This is a genomic window from Tundrisphaera macrotermitis, assembly GCF_051175315.1.
Classification (GTDB): domain Bacteria; phylum Planctomycetota; class Planctomycetia; order Isosphaerales; family Isosphaeraceae; genus Tundrisphaera.
In genome coordinates this window covers 2,671,184-2,692,070 of record NZ_CP195100.1, presented here as the reverse complement: position 1 = coordinate 2,692,070, position 20,887 = coordinate 2,671,184, and the positions used below count along the sequence as shown (strand labels likewise).

Sequence of the window (20,887 nt, the reverse complement as noted above, 5' to 3'; positions counted from 1 at the left end):
CCAACTCCGGGAGGGGCGACGAGGAGGCGTCCCGCCCGGATCGGCCGCCGGCAGGGATTGGGTTCGTTTTTCCCGCCCGATCCGGCCTCCGCCTGGCTTCGTTTCGGCAACGGCGACGCCGCCCGATTGAGGTCGCCCCGGCGAGCCGTCCCGCGTCCGGGTGGGGTTCGATCGGGGAGGCGGCGCCGCCGCCCGGTTGGGTTCGTTTCGGCGACCGGGGTCGGGCCCGGACTGGGTTCGTTCCGCCCCCGGGGTGGCACGCACCTGCGTCGTCGATCGGGGCTCGGCCCGCGGCCCGATCGGGTCCGGGGCCGGCACGCCGGGGCGCGCCGCCATCGACCGGCGGCGGGCGGTCGGGCCGGGGGCGGTGCGGGCGCGAGTCGATGCGAGTCCGGGCCGGGTTGCGACCATGCCGGGAAGACCTCGGGTTGCGGCGGCGTCCGGGGCCCTCCGGCGGAATCGTCCACCGGACAGTATCGCGAGATCGCGCGACCTTTATCATAGGTTTTCCGCCCCGGCCCGATTTCCCCGGCGGGACCGGGGCCGGGCCGGGCCGGCGGCGTACTTCGAGACCGAGGGGGAGGACGCGATGACGACGACGCCGCTCGACCTGCTGGTGATCTACGGCTCCGTGCGGCGCGACCGCCAGGGCATCAGGGCGGCCCGGTTCCTGGTCGACGCCTGCGCGGGGCGGGGCCACCGGGCCACCCTGATCGACCCGGCCGAGCTGCAACTGCCGATGCTCGACCGGATGTACAAGGAGTACCCGGCCGGCGAGGCCCCCGCGGCCCTGGAGCGGCTGGCCGGGCAGATCCGGGGGGCCGACGGGTTCCTCATCGTCTCGGGGGAATACAACCACAGCATCCCCCCGGCGCTGTCCAACCTGCTTTGCCACTTCCTGGAGGAGTACTTCTGGAAGCCATCGGCCATCGCCTGCTACTCGGCCGGGGGATTCGGCGGGGTCCGGGCGGCGATGCAGCTGCGGGCCATGCTCTGCGAGCTGGGGACGCCGAGCATCCCGTCGTTGCTGCCCATCCCCAAGGTCCAGGACGCGTTCGACGAGCAGGGCCGCCCGCACGACGCCGACGCCTGGCGCAAGCGGTCGGGCAAGTTCCTCGGCGAGCTGGAATGGTACGCCAACGCCATGAAGGAGGCCCGCAAGGGGGGCGTGCCGTACTAGCGACGGATGGCGGGGCGGCGGCCCCGAAAAATCGGAATCCTCGCGAAATCTTGATGGAATCCACACAAAGATTTGGCAGGATGGTTCTCATCGCAACAGCGATCGATCCGATGATTCGTGATCGCCCTTTCCATCGCCCATGAGATCCATCCCGATGTCTCGCTCGCATCATCCGGCCGGGCGCCGTCGCGCCTTCACGTTGATCGAATTGCTGGTGGTGATCGCGATCATCGCCGTGCTGATCGCCCTGCTGCTGCCCGCCGTGCAGGCGGCGCGCGAGGCCGCCCGCCGCTCCCAGTGCACCAACAACCTCAAGCAGATCGGCCTGGGGCTGCACAACTTCGAGAGCGTCAACAAGTTCTTCCCGCCGTCGGGCATCCGGGGCACCGGGTTCGTCCAGCCGATGGGCATCAACGTCCGGGACAACGGCAGCCAGATCCTTCCCAGCGGCCAGCGGGCGTCCAGCTACGTCTTCACGCACATCCTGCCGTACATGGAGCAGACGCCCCTCTACAACAGCTACAACATCAAGAGCGACTTCCGCAGCAAGCTGAACTCGACGGCCATCGGCACGGTGATCAACACCCTGCTCTGCCCGTCATCGGCCAACGGCAACAAGTTCCACGACTTCGACGACACCGACACCGAAGGCGACACGGTGCAGACCGGCGGCCCCTGGTACGGCATCCACGCCGCGGTGACCGACTATGCGGTCAACAATGGCATCACCCAGGAACTGGCCAACACCGGGATGGTCGACCTCAAGGACACCGCCCAGTACTCGATGCTCCGCAACGTGACCGGCAGCGAGCCCAACAACGTCACCTACATCGCCGACGTGACCGACGGCCTGAGCAACACGCTCATGATGAACGAGTCCGCCGGCCGGCCCAACGTGTTCCGCCGCGGGAGGATGGCCCCGCCCCCGGCCAAGTTCTCCCAGGAATCGGCGGGCGGCTGGGCGGACTACGACACCGGCTATACCACCCACGGCTATTCCGCCAACGGGACGGTCACTCCGGGGCCGTATTTCACCAACGTCTACAACGGCAACGAGGACTACAGCTTCCACCCCGGCGGGGCCAACTACCTGATGGGCGACGGCTCGGTCCGGTTCATCAAGGAAACGCTGCCGATGCGGATCTACATCCGCCTGCTCACCCGGAGCATGGGCGAGGTCGTCTCCGCCGACCAGTATTGATCCGCATCGAACCGCCATCCGGAGGAGTCCCCCACATGGCCCGGTCCCTCTCCGCCCTCGCCCTCCTGGCGGCCCTCGCGGCCCCGGGTTGCGGCGGGGGCGAGCCCCGTGTCGCGGTCTACCCCGTCTCGGGGACCGTGACCCGCGACGGCAAGCCCCTGGCCGGGGTTTCCGTCCAGTTCCACCCGACCGCCGTCCCGGTCGATCAGCTGAACGACGACCCCGCCCTGGCGGACCGCGTCGTCGAGGCGGACGACCAGGGCAAGTTCTCGTTGAGCACCTACGATCCCGGCGACGGCGTCCCGGCCGGCGACTACGTCGTGATGATCCGCCCGCCCCTCGGCCCCGGGTCCGAGGAGCTTGATGGCCCGGTCCCCCCGAAACGGGTCGAACCCGCCCTGGCCAAATACGCCAACCAGGGCACCACCCCCCTGAAGGTGACCGTCAAGCCGGGCGACAATCCCCCGCTCGCCTTCGACCTCAAGTGACCCCCGAAGGGCGACCATCGATGGCCGATCCGGGACGGAACGGGCGGGTGTCGCGTGCCCGGATCGCCATGGCGCTGATGGCGTCGGTCCTCCTCGCCGGGGCGGCCCTGGCCTGGCAGAGGGCGGCCCGGCGCGACCGAGTGCAGGCGGAGGCCCTCGCCGCCATCGCGGGCGTCGGCCAGGCCATCCACGCGCGGGACCGGCCGTCCGGCCCCGCCCCCTGGGCCATCACATCGCTGATGGCCGACCTCGGCCGGCTCGTCGGCCTGGATTTCCCCGGCGATATCGTCGAGATCGTCGGCAAGGGCCGCCTGGACGACGCGGCGCTGGAGAAGATCGGCCGGCTCGACAGCCTCGAATCCCTCGACCTGAGCGGTTGCACGGAGGTGACCGATGCCGGGCTGGCCCATCTGGGCGGGCTCCCCCGCCTCCGGTCGCTCAACCTCGCGCGCACCGGCGTCAAGGGACCCGGGCTGCGGCATCTGGCGGGCCCGGGCGAACTCCGCTCCTTGTGCCTGCTGGACGTGCCGGTCGCCGACGCCGACCTGGCCCACCTGGCGGGGGTCGGCTCGCTGGAAACGCTCATGATGTCGGGCAAGCGGGTCTCCGACGCCGGCCTGGCCCACCTCCGACGACTGAAGGGCATGCAAGATCTCTACGTCGTCGATGCCTCGCAGATCACCGGCGAGGCGCTGGTCCACCTGCGGGGATGGGACCGCCTGCACACGCTGAATCTGAACGGGTCGCGGGTGTCCGGGCTGGAGAAGCTGCCGCCCCTGCCCGCGCTCCGGTCCCTCGGCCTGTCGGGATCCCCGATCGACGACGCGGGGCTGGCGCCCATTGTGGCCTACCCCGAGTTGGAAGATCTCTGGCTGATCGAGGCCCCGATCGCCGATGCCTCGTTGCCCGCGATCGGGAAGCTGTCCCGTCTGAAAAGGCTCGCGCTGACCGGCACGGCGATCACGGATGCCGGGCTGGCGCACCTCGCCGGGCTCGCCCGCATCGAGAGCCTCCACCTGGACCGCACGGCGATCACCGACGCCGGCCTGGTGCACCTGGGGTCGATGTCCAGGCTCCAGTCGCTCTGCCTGAACAACACCCGGATCACCGACGCCGGCCTGCCCCTCCTGGCCCCGCTCGCGAGCTGCTGGCATGTGACGGCCATCGGCACGGGCGTGACGGCGGTCGGGGTCGCCTCGCCCGGGAACGGCCTGCCCCCGAAGATGCAGATCTTCCACTGACCGATCGCGGGGCGTCCCTCCCTTGATGCCGCCGCCGGGCCGGGCAACAATCCGGCGACCTGGGATGATCCCCGCCGAGGAGCCCCGATCGATGACCGAGCCGGCAACAAGCCCGTGGGCCTCACGCAGCCGGATCGCCCTCGCGCTGATGGCGTCGATCCTCCTCGTCGGGGCGGGGCTGGCCTGGCGATGGTCGGCCCGACGCGACCGCGAGCAGGCGGAGGCCATCGCCGCCATCGAGGCCGCGGGGGGCAGTGTGATCCGGGCACGCGACTGGCCCGCCGCCCGTCCATCCAACTCCCGGGCCGTCAAGTTCCTGCCGATCGGGATCGTTCGGATCATCGGCCTCGATTTCTCCGATCAGGTCGTCGCGGTCCAGGGCCGGGGGAAGTTGGACGACGCGGCGATGTCCCACGTCGCCCGCCTCGGCGGCCTCGAATCCGTCAACCTCGACGGGTGCAAGGGCGTGACCGATGCCGGGCTGGCCCAACTGACCGGACTGCGGCGGCTCCGATCGCTCGCGTTGCCCGGCACGGTGGCGACAGGATCGAGCCTCCGGCACCTCGCCGGGCTGCACGAGCTCCAGCTCCTGGACCTGGTCGGAGTACCGCTCGCCGACGCCGACCTGGCCCACCTGGCGGGCCTCCGGCAGATGAGAAAGCTTTCCATCTCCGGCGAGAGCCTCACCGATGCCGGCCTGGTGCACGTCCGCGGCCTGACCAGCATGGAGCGGTTTGGCATCACCGACGCGCCGAAGGTCACCGGCGAAGGGTTCGTCCACCTACGGGGATGGGTCCGGCTGGAATCCATCAACATGACCGGAACGGGGGTCGCCGGGTTGGAAAAGCTGCCGACCCTACCCGCCCTCTACAACATCTACCTTTCAAGGACCGCAGTGACCGACGCCGGCCTCGCCCCGATCACCAGGGTTGCCGGATTGCTGACGCTGGAATTGGCCGAGACCGCGATCACCGACGCGTGCCTGACCACGATTGGGAAGTTGCCACGCTTGATGAACCTCAACCTCAAGCAAACAAAGATCACGGACGATGGATTGGCCCGGATCGCCGGGCTGACGCGGATCGCCGATTTGAACCTCGAAGGCACGGCGATCGGCGACGCCGGGTTGCCGCATCTCGCCGCGATGGCCAGCCTTCAACGCCTGTTCCTGGGCGAGACCAGGGTCAGCGATGCCGGGCTGCCGTTGCTCGCCCCGCTCACGCAGTGCTCGCTGGTAGGGGCCTACGGCACGGGCGTGACCGCCGAGGGGGCCGCCTCATTCATGAACGCCCACCCGCAGACCCAGATCGTCCGCTGACCGACCGAAAGGCATCGGCGCCAATATCGCATGCACATCCCAATATTCGACCGCCGGGCGGTTGTGGCGGCACCCCGACGCGGTTAGGATCGCCCCGACCTGTCGCGACCTGGCGTCGCGCCCGGAGGCGGATCCGACCCGGCGTCGGAGCCTGCTCGCACCCTCGCTGGAGGGACGGCCCCGGGCCGCCCGCGCGACGACTGCGGGATCGATCAGCCCATGAACATCCGGCGTCAGACGCCCGCGATCCTCCTCCTCGGCCTCCTGGCCCTGTCGGCCGCCGGGGCCGCACCGCCCCCCGAAGACGCCTTCGCGATCACCGAGGCCGAGATCCCGATGCGGGACGGGGTGAAGCTCCACACCCGGATCTTCCGCCCCAGGGATCGCCGCGAGGCCCTTCCGATCATTTTCAGGCGCACGCCCTACGGCGTGGCCAACGCCGAGCGGGCCTTCGCCGCGTACTACAAGACGTTGGCCGAGGAAGGCTACATCTTCGCCTTCCAGGACATCCGCGGCAAGTTCGGCTCCGAGGGCACCTTCGTGATGCAGCGCCCGGCCCGGGACGAGGGGGACGACAAGGCGCTGGACGAGGGGACGGACACCTACGACAGCATCGAATGGATGCTACGGAACGTCCCGGACAACAACGGCCGGGTCGGGATGCTGGGGATCTCCTACGACGGCTGGACCACCATCATGGCCGCGCTGGAGCCGCACCCGGCGCTCAAGGCGATCTCGCCGCAGGCGTCACCGGCCGACATGTGGCTGGGCGACGACTTCCACCACAACGGCGCGTTCCGGCTCAGCTACGGCTTCGAGTACGCCGCCATGATGGAGGCGGGCAAGAACGTCGACCACTTCAGCTTCGACCGCCACGACACCTTCGACTGGTATCTCGACCTCGGCCCCCTCGCCAACGTCGACGGCAAATACCTCCACGGCAAGATCCCCACCTGGAACGACTACGTCGCCCACCCCGACTACGACGCCTTCTGGAAGCGCCAGACCCTCATCCCCCACATCAAGGCGGTGAAGGTGCCGACCCTGAACGTGGCCGGCTGGTGGGACCAGGAGGATTTCTATGGCCCGTTGCGGATCTACGAGGCCCTGGAGAAGTTCGACGCGAAGGGGATCAACCACCTCGTGGTCGGCCCCTGGAACCACGGCGGATGGTCGCGCGGGGCCGGGGATAAGCTCGGGCCGATCTCGTTCGACGGGGCGACCGCCAAGTACTTCCGCGACGAGGTCCAGGCCCCCTGGTTCGCCTACTATCTCAAGGACAAGGGGACGCTCGACCTGCCCGAGGCCCTGACCTTCCAGGCCGGGTCCAACCGCTGGAGAAGGCACGACGCCTGGCCCCCGGTGAAGGAGGCCGAGCCCCGCCGGCTCTATTTCGGGGCCGACGAGAAATTATCCTTCGATCCGCCGATGGTCGATGACGGGTCGGACGCCTACGTGTCCGACCCTGCCCACCCGGTCCCCTACCGACACCGGCCGATCCAGGCCACCTACTTCGAGGGCGGATCCAAGTGGCCGGCGTGGCTGGTCGAGGACCAGAGGTTCGTCGACGACCGCGCCGACGTCCTGAGCTGGGAGACGCCCCCGCTCGACGCCGACACCAGCATTGCCGGCGAGGTCATGGCCCGCCTGCACGCATCGACCACCGGCAGCGACGCCGACTGGGTCGTGAAGCTGATCGACGTCTACCCGGAGAAGAACCCCGACGACCCGGACCTGGCGGGCTACCAGTTGATGGTGTCCAACGAGGTCTTCCGGGGCCGCTACCTCAAGGGGTTCGACCGCCCCGAGCCGATCCCGCCGGGCGAGGTCCGCGAGTACGCCTTTAGCCTTCATACGCAGGACTACACGTTCCGCAAGGGGCACCGGATCATGGTTCAGGTCCAGAGCACCTGGTTCCCCCTGATCGACCGAAACCCCCAGACGTTCGTGCCCAACATCTTCCACGCCAGGGCCGAGGACTTCCGCACCGCCACCCACCGGATCCATCGGTCGAGGCAACACCCGTCGCACGTCGAGATCCCGGTCGTCACCAAACCGGCCTCCTGAGCGTCGTTTCGAAGTCGCGGTGAATGTCCGGGTCCCGGCCGGCGTCTGATGGGCTGTTCTTCCCCGAAAGGACGGAGACAGCCGATGAGTCTGCACGGAAGGCCCTGGTATTGGATGATCGCGGCCTGCCTGGCGGCGCTGCCCGCCTCGGCGGCCGAGCCCGAGGCGCCGGCGAGGCGGTTGGTTTTGGTGGAGCTGTTCACCTCGCAGGGCTGCGACATGTGCCCGAAGGCCGAGGAGATCCTCGGCGAGCTGGCCAAACGCGAGCCCGGGATCGTGCCGATCGCCTTCCACGTGGACTACTTCAACGCCCCGTGGAAGGACGTCTTCTCCGACCCGCTCTACAGCCGGCGGCAGATGACCTATCACCAGGTCTACACCAAGCCCAAGCCGCCCGAGTATGGCCTCTACTACACGCCGATGCTGATGGTCGACGGCGAGCAATCGGTCAACGGCCGCGACCCGGAGGCGGCCCGCGCCGCGATCCGCGCCGCCAGGGCGAAGCGACCCGCCGTCTCGCTGTCGGCCGACCTCGCCGTCAAGGACGACGGCCGATCGGGCACGGTGCGGATCAAGCTCGCGGCGCGGTCCGAGAAGGCGGAGAACGCCCCCCTGCTCGTCTGCGCCGTGCTCCGCGAGGACGGCGTGGCCACGGCCATCGCCTCGGGCGAGAACAAGGGGAAGACCCTGGTCGCCCGCTACCCGGCCCGCCAGACGAAGTATGACTTCCTCACGCTCCGGGGCCGGAAGCCCGAGGACCAGGAATTCACCTTCGCCCTCGACCCGTCGTGGGACGCCAAAGCCCTCCGCCTCGCGGTGTTCGCCCAGGACAAGCGCACCGGGGCGATCCACCAGGCGGTGGACCTCCCCTGGCTCGCGCCGGGGAAGCCCCGGCCCTGACCGGCCGATTCAACGGACGAAGGCGACGATCTGCGTCGTGGTGGCGTTGCCGGCGAGGTCGGCGAGCCCCGGCCGGATCACGATCCGGGCGCCCCTGGGGATGGCCACCTTGTTGGCCGCCCGGAGCGTGACGAGCCCGGAGTTCGCGTCGTAGGAGGCCGCCGCGACCCGCAGCGGGCGGGTCGTGACCTTGCCCCGGGAGCGGCGGACCACGACGCCCAGGCGGAACCGATCGGCCGTGACCGTGGCGGGGTCGAGCCCTTCGTCGAAGGAGAGCGTGACGCCGGTCAGCCTGCGGCGCCCGCCCGCGAAGACGGCCTGGGCCGCCACGAGCTGCGGCGGTGTCCGTTCGAGGAGTTCGCCGATCGGGGCCTGGGTGGGGGCCAGCCGGGCCACCACGACGTTGCGACCGGCCTGGAACGGCGAACTGCCCTGCACGATGATCCCGCCGAAGGGCTGGATCGCGAACCGGGCGATCGGGATGTCATCGCCGAACGTGGCGTTGGCCCGGAGGTAGGTCGGGTCGGGCGTGCCGTCCGCGGCCAGCCCCACGATGCCGGCGCCGATGCTGTTGGAGAAGAGGCCGGACAGGCCGAGGAGGGCGATGATCCGGCCGTCCGGCTGGACCGTCATCTCGGCCGGGTAGAAGGACTGCAAGGTCGGGAGGTAAACCTTGCCGTCCCCGTCGAAGGTCGCATCCGGCCGGCCGTCCGCCGTCAGCCGGGCGAAGACCGGCCGGGCGACCCCGGAGTTCAGGAGGGTCGACCCGCCGACGACGATCCGGCCATCGGGCAGCGCCGAGACCCCGCTGGGCAGATCGTAGGCCCCGAAATCGACGGACGCGACGCCGCCCGAGCCGAACGAGGAGTCCACCGAGCCGTCGGCGCGGAGCCGGGCCACCTGGAAGTCGGCGGGGTCGATGCCGACGGCGGGCCGGCCCGTGCCCACGACGATGACCCGGCCATCGGGGTCGACGGCGAGGCCCGCCGGCTCGGAGGTCACGCCGCCGAACCCGAAGGTCACCTTGCCGCCGACGCCGAACGTCCCGTCCAGGGACCCGTCGGCGTTGAGCCGGGCCAGGCCGATGTCGTTGTTGCCGGGGAAGAACCGGATCGGGAAGGTCCGCTGCACGATGCCGGCCACGACGATCCGGCCGTCGGCCTGGACCGCCACCTGGAGCGCCCCGTCGACGTTCAGCCCGCCCGCGTTGTACGGGATGACGACCCGGCCACCCGCGCCGAACGAGGTGTCGGGCTGGCCATCGGCGGTGAATCGCACGGCGGCGAAGTCCAGGTCGGCCGTCCCGACCACGACGATCTTGCCGTCGGGCTGGAGGGCCAGGTTCGTGGGAGTGACCAGGTCGGAGGCGAACGAGATCGTGCTGCGGCCGAGCGTGCCGAAGGTCGGGTCCGGGAAGCCGTCCGGAGTGAGCCGCTCGATCCCGAAATCGGTCCCCCCGCCCGGCCGGCCGATCGACACCACCGAGAGGATGCGGCCATCGGTCTGGACCCGCAGGGGGCTGACCGCGACCGCGTTGTTGAAGTCGAGGGAGACCCTCCCGTCGGGCGGGTGGAAGGTCGGGTCGAGCCCGATATCGCCGGCCATGAGCCGGCGCCCTTCCAGGGGCTCCAGGGACGGGGCCAGGCGTGTCGCAAGAGGACGCCGGGCCCGCGAGGGCGATCGAGAAGGTCGGGCGAAGCCGAAGGGGAGCCGCATGGGAAGCCCGCCATTCTGGAGGAGAGATCGAGCGGCCCGGCCCTTCGCGACGCGCACGCGATGCGCGATCCACGCCGCGAAGGCAACGAATCCACCCCATCACACATGAATCGGCGATGCCGAACAAGGGACTGATCCCGGAAAAACAGAGGGGATGGCCCGTCCGGGCGGACGCGGCGATGCCGGGCGGGATGGCCGGCATGCCGCGCGGGCCGAGGGTCGCCCGATGGACCGCCGGGCCGGCCGGGGTCAGCTCCCCGCCGCCGCCGGGGCCGCGGCCGCATTGGGGGCGGCCTTGGCCTGGGACGAGGCGCCGTCCTGGCCTCCTGCGTCCGCACCCGCCCGGCTCGCCCCGCCGATCCGGATCTGGCGGGGCTTGGAGTGTTCCGCCTTGGGCAAGGTCAGGGTCAGGACGCCGTCCTCGAAGTTGGCCCGGGCCCGGCCGGGATCCACGGGCGCGGCCAGGCTCACGGCACGCTGCACCACGCCGGTCCGGCGCTCGCGCAGATGCCAGTGATCCCCCTTCTTCTCCAGATCGGCCCTGGACTCGGCGCGGATCAGCAGCGTATCGCCGTGGACGGTGGCCTCCACGTCCTCGGGCTTGACGCCCGGCAGCGACGCCTTGACCACGAATTCATCCCCGTTCTCGGTGATATCCAGGGGCAGGTGGGCCGGCGTGCCGTCCTGGCCCGACGTCGCGACGGGCCGCACGAAGCTCTCCTGCATGAGCATGTTCATCGCATCGCGAAGGCTGACCATCTCGCGGAACGGGTCCCAACGCTCGATTGCCATCGTCCATCCCCTTGCGATGCCCGAGCCTCCCCCCGGCGCCGACGACCGCGGCGAGGAGTGGGAACGACAGGTTGGGCACCACCGGGATCGCCTCGCACCGCGAGGATCGCGCGACGGCCTGCCGCGACCGGACCATCCCGCAAGCCGCGCGCCCCGGGCCGCCGCCACCGATCGATGGACACTCGCACGAACATTCTTGATCCATGCCCTGTCACTTCCCGGACCCACGACATCCTCGCCGCGGCAGGATTCACGGCTAGTGGAAATCCATGGATTATTGACATCGAGCCTCGATGGCCTGTCCGAGGGGATGAACCCCGCGTCAACCACGAGCCCGGTTCGCCGGCCGGGCTCGATGCCTCACGCCGGGCCGGCGTCCGGGTCATATCCCAGGACGCCGGCCCACAGCCGTTCATAGGCCGCGACCACGCGACCCGGGTCGAACTCGGCCTCGATCCGAGCCCGGCCGGCCCGGCCGTACCGGGCCAGGCGGTCGCGGTCGGACGCGGCATCGAGGAGGGCCTCGGCCAGCGGGCCGGCCTCGCCGGAGGGCACCAGCCAGCCGGTGCGGCCGGGCCGGACGAGTTCCTCGGAGCCTTCCACGGCGGTCGCCACCACGGCGCGGCCGGCGGCCATCGCCTCCAGGACCGCGTTGGGCATCCCCTCCCACAGCGACGGCAGGACCAGCAGGTCGGCCGACCGCAACAGCCCCGGCACGTCGTCGCGCCGGCCCAGCCAGTGGACCCGGCCGTCGAGATCGGGAAGGTTTCGGGCCTGTTCGTGCAGGGCGTCGCGGTCGGGACCGTCTCCGGCCAGCGCCAGGTGCCAGTCGGGCCGGGCCCGGGCGACGCGGGCGGCGGCTTCGAGCAGCCTCGGCAGCCCCTTCTGGGGGTCGAGCCGGCCGACGTAGAGGGCCAGGATCGCGTCGGCGGGCACGCCCAGGGGCGCGCGATCGACGGCCCCCGCCCGGTCATGCGGGCCGGGGTCGACCCCGTTGGGGATCACGACCAGCCGATCGGGATCGAGCCCGCCGGCCTCCCGGCTGAACCGGCGGACCCCCTCCGACACGCACACTGACCCCGCCGCCATCCGGCCGGTCAAGCGATCGAGCGCGAGGTGCCATCGCCGTTGCCGCTCGGCCACGCGCAGCCCGCCCAGCACCCACGGCCGACCCGCCAGGGGCGCCGCCAGGCGGGCGGCCACGTTGGCGTGGAACAGGAAGCTCTGGATCAGCTCGGGATTCGAGTCGCGCAGGGCCTTCGCGAGCCGAGCGACCGCCTGCCAGGGCTTGCGACGATCGACGCTCAGGCAGGCCACCCCGATCCCCGACGCTCGCAACGGCCCCGCCAGGGCCCCTTCCCCGTCCAGCGCGACGACCGAGGGGGCCCAACGCCGCCGGTCGAGCCCCGTCGCCAGCGCCACCAGCGCCCGCTCGGCGCCGCCGACGTCGAGGCCGGTGATCACCAGCGACACCGGCACCGGCCGGCCGGGCCAGGCCCGGCGGGGGGCGGTCGCCAATCGTCGGGCGAGGTCTTGCACGCGGCGTCCGCCTTCAGTCCGAAGTCCGCTCCGCCTTGAGTTCGGCCAACTCGTCTCGGAGCCGCTGGACGGTCGCCCTGGCCTCCTCGCCGATCGCGCGATGCAGGTCCAGCAATTCGCCCTGGGCGGCCAACCGCTGGTTCAGGACGTCGATCATGGCCGCCTGGGCGCGGATGGTCGCCCGAAGTTCCCGACGCGACCGACGTTCCCGGGTCTTGCGTTTCTCCTCGGCCGCCCGCGCCTGATCCAGCTCTTCCTTCCGGGTCAGGAGCCGTCGGCCGGCGGCCGGGTCGAACAGGCGCAGCTCGGTGCCGTCGGCTTCGAGGTGGAGGCCCAGGACCTGGCTGGGCAGGCGGCCGGCCTCGGGGGCGATCGGCCGATAGGCGCCATCGACCAGGCGATGCCCCTGGAGCGGCGGGTCGAGGTATTCGCCCAGGGGGTCGAACAGGTAATATTCGGGGACGCGGAGGACGTCCTGGTACAGCCCGAGCTTGTGGCGGAGATCCTCGCGGCGGGTCGACGGGGATGAGACCTCGATCACCAGGTCGGGCCCCTTGCCGCCTTCCTCCCAGGTCTTGTAGGAGGGTCGGCGGACCGATTTGTCGATCCCCCGGGCCACCCAGACGTCGGGCGAGACGTTGCGCCGCGGGTCCCCCTCGACGAAGTAGAGGAACTCGTTGCCCGAGACGTAGGCCAGCGGGTCGTCGGCGAACCAGTCCCGCAGGGCCGCGATCGTCTCGGCCATCACGTCGCGGTGCACGGGGGATTCGGCCATCGGCTTGCCGTCGGATTCGGGATAGAAGACCTCGGTGGTGATGCTGGCCATGATGACCCCCTCCCGACCGCGTTGAACCTCCGAACACCGCCCATTGTGCAACGAACCGGCCCCGGGGAGAAGCGGAACTTGGAGACGTCGGCGTTTGATTTCGACCTGCCGGATGCCCTGATCGCCCAGCACGCCGTCGAGCCCCGCGACCGCTCGCGCCTGATGGTCGTCCGGCGCGACTCCGGGACGATCGCGCACCACACCTTCGCCGACCTGCCCGACCTGCTCGCCCCCGGCGACGTGCTGGTCCGCAACAACACCCGCGTGGTCCCGGCGCGGATCGTCGGGCACCGCGTCTCGACCGGGGGCCGCTGGGAAGGGCTGTTCCTCCGCGACCGCCCCGACGGCTCGTGGGAGATCCTGGCCAAGACCCGGGGCCGCCCCGCCCCGGGGGAAACCGTCGTGGTCGGCCACGGCCTCCCCCTGACCCTGGAGGCCCGGCTCGGCGAGGGCCGGTGGGCGGCCCGGCCGGGCAGAGGGGCCGAGGGGCCGTCGCGCACCTTGCTGGAAGCCCACGGAACGGTCCCCCTGCCCCCTTATATCCGCAAGGGGATCGAGTCCGAGGGGGACCGGGCCCGGTATCAGACCGTCTACGCCGCCGTGCCGGGCTCGGTGGCCGCCCCCACGGCGGGGCTCCACTTCACCGACGACGTGTTCCGCCGGCTCGACGCCCGGGGGATCGAGCGGCTCGACCTCACGCTCCACGTCGGCATCGGCACCTTCCGGCCGATCGAGGCCGAGCGGATCGAGGACCACGCCCTCCACGCCGAGGCCGCCGAACTCTCCCCCGACACGGCCGAAGCGCTCAACCGCAAGCGGGCCGACGGCGGCCGGGTCGTCGCCGTGGGCACGACCTCGGCCCGCGTCCTGGAGACCTCGGCCGCGTCGGGCCGGTTCGAGCCGTTCGCGGGCGACACCGCGCTGTATCTCCGGCCCGGCCACGCGTTCCGGGGGGTGGATGCCCTGGTGACCAACTTCCACCTGCCCCGGTCGAGCCTGCTGGTCCTGGTGTCGGCGCTGGCCGGCGTGGACCTGATCCGCGAGGCCTACGCCGAGGCGGTGCGCCTGGAATACCGCTTCTACAGTTATGGGGATGCAATGCTGATCGTGTGAGCCAGGATGATTGATCACCTGAAATCGATGAGGGATCGGCATGAAGATCATCCTCTCGGCCATCGAACCGGCGCTGGCCGACGCCTGGGAACGGCTTTGCGGCGATGTCGAGGGCGTCGAGGTGCATCGGGGCTCGATCCTCGACCTCCGGTGCGATGCCGTGGTCAGCCCGGCCAACAGCTTCGGCTTCATGGACGGCGGGGTCGACGCCCTGTACCTCGACCACTTCGGCCCGGACATCCAGATGAAGGTCCGCCGGGCCATCCTGGAGCAGCACCACGGGGAACTGGTGGTCGGGGCGGCGGAGATCGTCGCGACCGACAACCCGCGGATCCCTTACCTCGTGGCGGCGCCGACGATGCGGGTGCCGATGATCCTCCGCGAGTCGGTGAACGCCTACCTGGCCGCCCGCGCGGCCCTGCTTCTGGTGGCACGCGGCCGGTTCGGCCACGGCGAGCACGCCGGGCGGCCGATCGCCGAACGGGTCGAGTCGATCGCCTTCCCGGGCCTGGGCACGGGTGTCGGCCGGATGGGCGTCAACACCTGCGCCCGGCAGGTCCGCCAGGCGATCGACGACGTGATCCACGGCCAGTTCTCCCTGCCCCGTTCCTGGGCTGAGGCGAGCGAACGGCATCAGTTGCTCTACACCGACCGCCTACGCCGGCTCCAGCATTGATGCCCCGAGGTCGCCGCCCGGAAGGCCGAACAATACCGGGCGGCGGCCGGCGAAGAGATCATCGAGTCCGACCCATGAACCCCTGGCACGAGGCGAGATCCCGACCATGAGCGTCGATTGGGAAGCCACGACGAAGCCATCGCAGGTGATGCGCGAGGTGCTGATCGCCCCCAAACCGGGGCTGGGGATGCTCGCCCTGTCGCTGGCCGGGCTGGTCGGCGGCGGGCTGATGACCCTGGCCGGGGCGGGGATGGGGAACCCGCTGGTGGTCCTGGTCGGCGTCGCGGCCGGGCTCGCCGGGATCCTGATCCCGATCGGCCTGTTCACGGTCGGGCCCAACGAGGCCAAGGTGCTCCAACTGTTCGGCCAGTACCAGGGCACGGTGCGCGAGCCGGGGCTGCGGTGGGTCAACATCTTCTACGCCAAGCAGGCGATCTCGCTGAAGGTGCGGAACTTCGAGAGCGAGCGGCTGAAGGTCAACGACCAGTCCGGCAACCCGATCGAGATCGCCGCCGTGGTGGTGTGGCGGGTCGTGGACACGGCCGAGGCCTTGTTCCACGTCGACGACTACAAGAACTTCGTCCACGTCCAGAGCGAGTCCGCCCTGCGGAACATGGCCCTGAGCTATCCGTACGACCCCCACGTCGAGGGGGAGATCTCGCTGCGGAGCCACACCGCCGAGGTCGCCGAGCACCTCAAAACCGAGATCCAGGAAAGGCTGGCCCAGGCCGGCGTCGAGGTGCTGGAGGCCCGCATCAGCCACCTGGCCTACGCCGCCGAGATCGCCCATGCCATGCTCCAACGCCAGCAGGCCGGCGCCGTGATCGCCGCCCGCCAGAAGATCGTCGAGGGGGCCGTCGGCATGGTCGAGATGGCCCTGGAACGCCTCTCCCACCACCAGATCGTCGACCTCGACAACGAGAAGAAGGCCGCCCTGGTCGGCAACCTGCTCGTCGTCCTCTGCTCCGACCGCGGCACCCAGCCCACCATCAACGCCGGACGGTGACGAAATTCCGGATCAACCGGCCCTCCCACTCATTGATCGGAGGCCCGTCGGGCGTTAACCTACCCCGATGAGAATGAATCTCAATGTCGGTTCAACATTGAGAGTCGCAAACGATCCGGTCGGGGCCCGCCGCTGCGGGCGGCCTCGACCGCCTGGGGGTGGGGTCACTTGAACGGGACCGAAGCGTTGCTGACGGAGTCGGTGGAAGCCCCGGAGATGGCCGAGGCCCGCGAGATCCTCCCACCCGCGATCGCCCCGGCGAAGCGGCCGGGCCCTGCCCGCGGGGCGAATCCGGGGCTCCAGAGCCTGTTCCGGGTGATCTGGCGGTGGCATTTCTACGCCGGGGTGATCATCGCCCCGGTGCTGGTGGTCATGTCCGTGACAGGCGGGCTGTACATCTTCAAGGCCGAGATCGAGGAGTTCGCCCGCCGCGACCTCCTGTTCGTGACGCCGGGACCCTCGCGGGTCACCTACCAGGCGCAGGTCGACGCGGCCCTGGCGGCGCATCCGGGCACCATGCCGGCGCAGATCCAGGTCCACAACGACCCCGACCGGGCCACGATCATCACGCTCCGCCCGGCGCGACGCCCGGGCGAGGCCCCGCCCCAGGGCCGAGAGGGGTTCCGGAGCCAGGTCAACGTCTATGTGAACCCTTATGACGGCAAGATCCTGGGCCAGCTGGGCGGGGCGTCCGCCCTCAACTCCTTCTTCCAGACGATCCTGTCGATCCACCGGACCCTGTGGGCCGGCACCACCGGCCGGGTCATCACCGAGCTGGCCACCAGCTGGTCGATCGTGCTGGTCGTCACCGGGGTCTACCTCTGGTGGCCTCGCAAGAAGGCCAAGGCGGCCGGAGTCTGGACCCTGCGGTGGAAGGCGAAGCTGTACACCCTGCTCCGCGACCTCCACTCGGTGGGCGGGATCTACCTGATGCCGATCTGCGCGACGATCCTGGTCACCGGCATGTTCTACACCCTGGCGGTCGGCACGGTGATCCACAAGGCGGCCCACGAGTGGGTCGGCGAGGACGAGCCGGCGGCCGAGGCCCCTCGATCCAAGGGGGAGCGCGGCCCCCGGCCCGACGCCGTCGCGGCGCAGCGACCGCCCGCGCCGCCGTCGCTGCCGCTGGACACCCTGATCGGCACGATGCGGGAGCGGTTCCCCGACCGGATCCTGATGGCCTCGCTGGGCGAGGGCCGGGGCCGTCGCGGGGCGGCCGCCAAGTCCGGGCCGAGCAATGGGATGATGATCAGCGCCGGCAACGACTTCAACCGGACGTATGGGCCGATGGTCGGCACCAGCGTGACCCTGGACAAGTCGACCGGCAAGGTGCTGGCCGAGAAGGACAACTCCCAGATGGAGTTCTTCTGGCACCAGTGGACCTACCCGCTCCACGTCGGCAGCTTCTGGGGCCTGGCGACCAAGATCCCCTGGCTGATCGCCTGCGTGGTCCTGACCATCCTGCCGATCACCGGCCTGTGGATGTGGTGGGAGCGCCGGCCGAAGGGCCGATCCGGCCTGCCCCGCCGCCCCGACGTCCGCGTGCCCGCCTGGCTGATCGGGGTGATCGCCGTCCTGGGCGTCTTCCTCCCGGTCATGGGGGCCAGCGTCGTCCTGATCCTGCTGGGGGAGGCGGCCTACGGCCTCGTTCGCCGCGACCTCAGCCCGGCCGCCTGACGCCCCGACCCCGGCCGGCGGCCGGCCCGCGCGGCGACGGCGGGGGGCGGGATGCATCGCCATCCCCAAGGTCCCCGACGCGGCCGGTTTTTGTTATGATACCGGCTCGTCACCATCTCCCGAGTGCCTGAGTACCTAACGAGGCTTCGCCGTTATCATGAACTTGCTGGAATCGCTCAAGAAGTTCTCGACCGTGGTGGCCGACACGGGCGACATCGAAGCCATCGCCAAGTACAAGCCGCAGGACGCCACGACGAATCCCTCGCTGCTCCTCAAGGCGGCCCAGAAGTCGAACTATGCCCACCTCGTCCGCCAGGCCCTGAGCGACGCCGCCGAGATCGGCGGGAGCGAGAAGGCCCAGACCGAGGAATTCATGGACGGGCTGTCGGTCGCCTTCGGCCGCGAGATCCTCCAGATCGTCCCGGGCCGCGTCTCCACCGAGATCGACTCGTCGCTGAGCTTCGACACCGAGGCGACGGTGGCCAAGGCCCACAAGCTGATCGGCATGTACGAGAAGCACGGGATCGACCGGAACCGGATCCTGATCAAGATCGCCAGCACCTGGGAAGGCATCAAGGCCGCCGAGAAGCTGGAGCGGGACGGGATCCACTGCAACCTGACCCTCCTGTTCAGCTTCGCCCAGGCCGTGGCCTGCGCCGAGGCCAAGGTCACGCTGATCTCGCCGTTCGTCGGCCGGATCTACGACTGGTACAAGAAGTCCACCGGCGCCGAGATCAAGCCCGACCAGGACCCCGGCGTCGCGTCGGTCACCAAGATCTACAACTATTACAAGAAGTTCGGCTACCAGACCCAGGTCATGGGCGCGAGCTTCCGCAACATCGACCAGATCTCCCACCTGGCCGGCTGCGACCTGCTCACGATCAGCCCCGACCTGCTCGAAAAGCTCGGCCAGACCGAAGGCGAGATGACGCCCCGGCTCACCCCCGAGACGGCCAAGGCCGAGTCCATCGACCAGATCCACCTGGACGAGAAGTCCTACCGCTGGCTCCACAACGAGGACGCCATGGCCGTCGAGAAGCTGAGCGACGGCATCCGCCAGTTCAACGCCGACGCCCGCAAGCTCGAAGCCTTCTCCAAGACCCTCGTGAACGAGAAGGTCTGAGCCTTGCTATAGGTCGACGAAGCCGCCAACGCGTTGTCGACGTCAACGACGTAAGCGATGGCCTCTAAGCCAGACGGCCGGAGCCGCCTCGGACGCACAGCGTGGAGGCTCCGGCCGTTTTCGAATCCCTCGAGAATGGTTTATTTACCGAGATATTTCCCTTCGGAGGAGGAGGGCGTTTTGAAATACTATCCTTGATCTCGGAAGAAGCCACGCTAACAATCAGCCCGCGAACACCATATTATCAGATCAATTCACATATGAAAAGTTCATCAACGGCCTGAATGGTACTCTCCTAACACCGAGAGCTCATAGCTCGAAGCCCCCCCCCGCAAGTCCAGGACCAAAACTTTTTAATTGGTCGCAATCAGATCTCACTCACGATTCCGCATGGTATAGTCCCCGCAGGCGTCCCATATTTCCCAGGCCCGCCATTCGTCAAATCCGGAGATTTGAGATGATAAAAAATGGATTTCATTTCAAAGGTTTATCGATAAACGAAGCGATCGACTCGCTAATGGCATTTGATAGTGGAGCAACAGATTCCGGATCCTCGGATGCGGAACTTAGACGAATTGTACGCAATTACCTTAATGGACTGGGGGAACAGGAAAGAAACATGGTTTGCTCAAAATTTGCTCAAGAATTACTGAACGACGAAGCGATCCAACAAGGTTACGGCTTAATGGCAGTGCAAGACTTTCTCAGGTGGCTAGACGAACTCGGCGTTAGTCTGTAGGGATGCCTCGAACGGACAGCATCGCCACTGCGTCAGCATTATCTTTAATTATTGACGCTCCCGACCCCCGTATCATGGTTCCAAATGAGAACACCTTGTCTACCACCAGGGGTGGGCTCAAAGGGGAATAGAATGTCTGAAATTTGTTGACGCTCAACAAAGGCACCTTTCCTTCGTTAGCTTCAACCAATTTGCTTGCATAACTAATAATGCTTTCGCGTGTAGACTCCCGTGCATCGTCAGGACGTTCCTGAACCGTCAAATCGAGAGTGGGTGGACCAGCATACAAATTCACCCGCGAATACTCAATTTTATCAACATCACCTCGCCGCTTGTTTTTAATTGTGTCTCGAAAATTGTCCCAATCATCGTCGATTAACTTTTTAAGCTCATCCAAGTTCAGGTGTTTCAAAGCAGCATCTAGCACAGTATCTTCGTTTCGAATCACTCCCTTTGTTTTAATCTTTACCATAGAACCACTTGCTGTCACATGCAAGTCAGTGAGGTTCTGAGGATAAGCCAAAAACGAATTAGCGGACATCGACGCGATCAGAGTGCCTTGATGATTTCGAAGCGTAAACGATGTCTCCAACATCTCCTCATTACCAACATCAAATTGTATGATTTCCCTATCAACTCCAGGATTCAACAATAAGGCATATCGGTTTGGATTACAATAAACGCCTCCGATCCTAATCAACTGATCAGGCCGAATCCACCCAAATTTGTCTTGGACGGCTAGAGCAGAGGTCGGATGACATTTCAGCAGTTTTAGCTGCTTCTTACTGATTTGCCCTTGATCAGCCATCCGGTGATGTTTGGGGCAAAGTGCGATCATCCCTTGTTGGATGTGACTTTGAGCTTCGCTCCAAGTCGGATCGAAATGATGATACTCCAAGAACGGAATGCGGCAGCCGTTGAATGGGCATCCGAATCCAACCTCTCGTCGTAATTCCCTTGCGATCATAGGCGGTATATTGGTTCGAGATTTTGTCATCATATAGGGCATGCAAGTCTCACATCTTGGTCATCCACGTCGACTAGAGAAGATCTTCCCAAAACCGGGGACCTTTTGTCAAACTCATCGCGTTCTGAAATCAGTGAGGCTGCTGAAAGTTTTGACTGTTGTATCATCTAACTCACAATTAAAGCCGAATCTAACTCAACCGGAAGTAAGCTAGTTATAAATAGCGTCCTTAACCTGCTTCATCGGTATTAACAAAGGTTAGGAAGGAATGGATTCTGGATGAGGATGCGGCCGATGAGGGTGTCCGGGGAGAGGCCG

At 68.0% G+C, this 20,887-nt stretch carries 17 protein-coding genes; 12 read left to right on the top strand and 5 right to left on the bottom strand.

Annotated elements, in window-relative coordinates; translation table 11 throughout:
- Nucleotides 1-589 precede the first annotated feature (589 nt).
- From TA3x_RS10840 to TA3x_RS10810, 7 genes are all read left to right on the top strand, one after another.
- The gene (locus TA3x_RS10840; RefSeq protein WP_435021066.1) at nucleotides 590-1,180 is read left to right on the top strand and encodes an NADPH-dependent FMN reductase; all 591 of its coding nucleotides are present in this window, start codon (nucleotides 590-592) and stop codon (nucleotides 1,178-1,180) included.
- 154 nt (nucleotides 1,181-1,334) lie between these two features.
- Nucleotides 1,335-2,381 (top strand): DUF1559 domain-containing protein, encoded by a 1,047-nt coding sequence (locus tag TA3x_RS10835; RefSeq protein ID WP_435021064.1) that lies wholly within the window; start codon nucleotides 1,335-1,337, stop codon nucleotides 2,379-2,381.
- 35 nt (nucleotides 2,382-2,416) lie between these two features.
- Nucleotides 2,417-2,869 carry a hypothetical protein gene (locus TA3x_RS10830; protein ID WP_435021062.1) on the top strand — a complete coding sequence of 151 codons (453 nt, stop codon included), beginning with the start codon at nucleotides 2,417-2,419 and terminating at the stop codon, nucleotides 2,867-2,869.
- 20 nt (nucleotides 2,870-2,889) lie between these two features.
- Nucleotides 2,890-4,110, top strand: coding sequence for a leucine-rich repeat domain-containing protein (locus tag TA3x_RS10825; protein ID WP_435021060.1), 1,221 nt, complete (start codon nucleotides 2,890-2,892; stop codon nucleotides 4,108-4,110).
- A 91-nt stretch (nucleotides 4,111-4,201) separates the two neighbouring features.
- Entirely contained in the window at nucleotides 4,202-5,428 is a 1,227-nt protein-coding gene (locus TA3x_RS10820) for a leucine-rich repeat domain-containing protein (RefSeq protein ID WP_435021058.1), read from the top strand.
- Nucleotides 5,429-5,647: 219 nt separating this feature from the next.
- Entirely contained in the window at nucleotides 5,648-7,495 is a 1,848-nt protein-coding gene (locus tag TA3x_RS10815) for a CocE/NonD family hydrolase (RefSeq protein WP_435021056.1), read from the top strand.
- 84 nt (nucleotides 7,496-7,579) lie between these two features.
- On the top strand, nucleotides 7,580-8,395 hold the full coding sequence (locus TA3x_RS10810; protein WP_435021054.1) for a DUF1223 domain-containing protein: 816 nt from the start codon (nucleotides 7,580-7,582) through the stop codon (nucleotides 8,393-8,395).
- Nucleotides 8,396-8,404: 9 nt separating this feature from the next.
- Here TA3x_RS10810 and TA3x_RS10805 read toward each other — a convergent pair whose 3' ends face one another.
- From TA3x_RS10805 to TA3x_RS10790, 4 genes are all read right to left on the bottom strand, one after another.
- Entirely contained in the window at nucleotides 8,405-10,000 is a 1,596-nt protein-coding gene (locus tag TA3x_RS10805) for a hypothetical protein (RefSeq protein ID WP_435021052.1), read from the bottom strand.
- Nucleotides 10,001-10,360: 360 nt separating this feature from the next.
- Entirely contained in the window at nucleotides 10,361-10,903 is a 543-nt protein-coding gene (locus TA3x_RS10800; RefSeq protein ID WP_435021051.1) for an Hsp20/alpha crystallin family protein, read from the bottom strand.
- Nucleotides 10,904-11,263: 360 nt separating this feature from the next.
- On the bottom strand, nucleotides 11,264-12,442 hold the full coding sequence (locus tag TA3x_RS10795; protein WP_435021049.1) for a glycosyltransferase: 1,179 nt from the start codon (nucleotides 12,440-12,442) through the stop codon (nucleotides 11,264-11,266).
- A gap of 13 nt (nucleotides 12,443-12,455) precedes the next feature.
- Nucleotides 12,456-13,268, bottom strand: coding sequence for a Uma2 family endonuclease (locus tag TA3x_RS10790; RefSeq protein ID WP_435021047.1), 813 nt, complete (start codon nucleotides 13,266-13,268; stop codon nucleotides 12,456-12,458).
- A 78-nt stretch (nucleotides 13,269-13,346) separates the two neighbouring features.
- Between TA3x_RS10790 and queA the strand changes: the two genes are divergently transcribed.
- From queA to tal, 5 genes are all read left to right on the top strand, one after another.
- Nucleotides 13,347-14,381, top strand: a complete 1,035-nt coding sequence (queA, locus tag TA3x_RS10785) for a tRNA preQ1(34) S-adenosylmethionine ribosyltransferase-isomerase QueA (protein WP_435021045.1) — start codon at nucleotides 13,347-13,349, stop codon at nucleotides 14,379-14,381.
- A 40-nt stretch (nucleotides 14,382-14,421) separates the two neighbouring features.
- A complete protein-coding gene (locus TA3x_RS10780) occupies nucleotides 14,422-15,057 on the top strand; it encodes a macro domain-containing protein (protein WP_435021043.1) in 636 nt (211 codons plus the stop codon).
- A gap of 148 nt (nucleotides 15,058-15,205) precedes the next feature.
- A complete protein-coding gene (locus tag TA3x_RS10775) occupies nucleotides 15,206-16,063 on the top strand; it encodes an SPFH domain-containing protein (protein ID WP_435022337.1) in 858 nt (285 codons plus the stop codon).
- 168 nt (nucleotides 16,064-16,231) lie between these two features.
- On the top strand, nucleotides 16,232-17,740 hold the full coding sequence (locus TA3x_RS10770; RefSeq protein ID WP_435021041.1) for a PepSY-associated TM helix domain-containing protein: 1,509 nt from the start codon (nucleotides 16,232-16,234) through the stop codon (nucleotides 17,738-17,740).
- A 157-nt stretch (nucleotides 17,741-17,897) separates the two neighbouring features.
- On the top strand, nucleotides 17,898-18,863 hold the full coding sequence (gene tal / locus TA3x_RS10765; RefSeq protein ID WP_435021039.1) for a transaldolase: 966 nt from the start codon (nucleotides 17,898-17,900) through the stop codon (nucleotides 18,861-18,863).
- Between the two features lie 728 nt (nucleotides 18,864-19,591).
- Here the strand turns inward: tal and TA3x_RS10760 are convergent.
- Entirely contained in the window at nucleotides 19,592-20,611 is a 1,020-nt protein-coding gene (locus tag TA3x_RS10760; RefSeq protein WP_435021037.1) for a hypothetical protein, read from the bottom strand.
- Between the last annotated feature and the right edge of the window lie 276 nt (nucleotides 20,612-20,887).

Bases quoted from the DNA above. Each gene is read 5' to 3' on its own strand.
- TA3x_RS10820 (WP_435021058.1), top strand. From the start codon at position 4,202: ATGACCGAGCCGGCAACAAGCCCGTGGGCCTCACGCAGCCGGATCGCC.
- TA3x_RS10830 (WP_435021062.1), top strand. From the start codon at position 2,417: ATGGCCCGGTCCCTCTCCGCCCTCGCCCTCCTGGCGGCCCTCGCGGCC.
- TA3x_RS10825 (WP_435021060.1), top strand. From the start codon at position 2,890: ATGGCCGATCCGGGACGGAACGGGCGGGTGTCGCGTGCCCGGATCGCC.
- TA3x_RS10780 (WP_435021043.1), top strand. From the start codon at position 14,422: ATGAAGATCATCCTCTCGGCCATCGAACCGGCGCTGGCCGACGCCTGG.
- TA3x_RS10760 (WP_435021037.1), bottom strand. From the start codon at position 20,611: ATGCCCTATATGATGACAAAATCTCGAACCAATATACCGCCTATGATC.
- tal (WP_435021039.1), top strand. From the start codon at position 17,898: ATGAACTTGCTGGAATCGCTCAAGAAGTTCTCGACCGTGGTGGCCGAC.
- TA3x_RS10835 (WP_435021064.1), top strand. From the start codon at position 1,335: ATGTCTCGCTCGCATCATCCGGCCGGGCGCCGTCGCGCCTTCACGTTG.
- TA3x_RS10775 (WP_435022337.1), top strand. From the start codon at position 15,206: ATGCGCGAGGTGCTGATCGCCCCCAAACCGGGGCTGGGGATGCTCGCC.
- TA3x_RS10815 (WP_435021056.1), top strand. From the start codon at position 5,648: ATGAACATCCGGCGTCAGACGCCCGCGATCCTCCTCCTCGGCCTCCTG.
- TA3x_RS10790 (WP_435021047.1), bottom strand. From the start codon at position 13,268: ATGGCCAGCATCACCACCGAGGTCTTCTATCCCGAATCCGACGGCAAG.
- TA3x_RS10805 (WP_435021052.1), bottom strand. From the start codon at position 10,000: ATGGCCGGCGATATCGGGCTCGACCCGACCTTCCACCCGCCCGACGGG.
- TA3x_RS10800 (WP_435021051.1), bottom strand. From the start codon at position 10,903: ATGGCAATCGAGCGTTGGGACCCGTTCCGCGAGATGGTCAGCCTTCGC.
- TA3x_RS10810 (WP_435021054.1), top strand. From the start codon at position 7,580: ATGAGTCTGCACGGAAGGCCCTGGTATTGGATGATCGCGGCCTGCCTG.
- TA3x_RS10840 (WP_435021066.1), top strand. From the start codon at position 590: ATGACGACGACGCCGCTCGACCTGCTGGTGATCTACGGCTCCGTGCGG.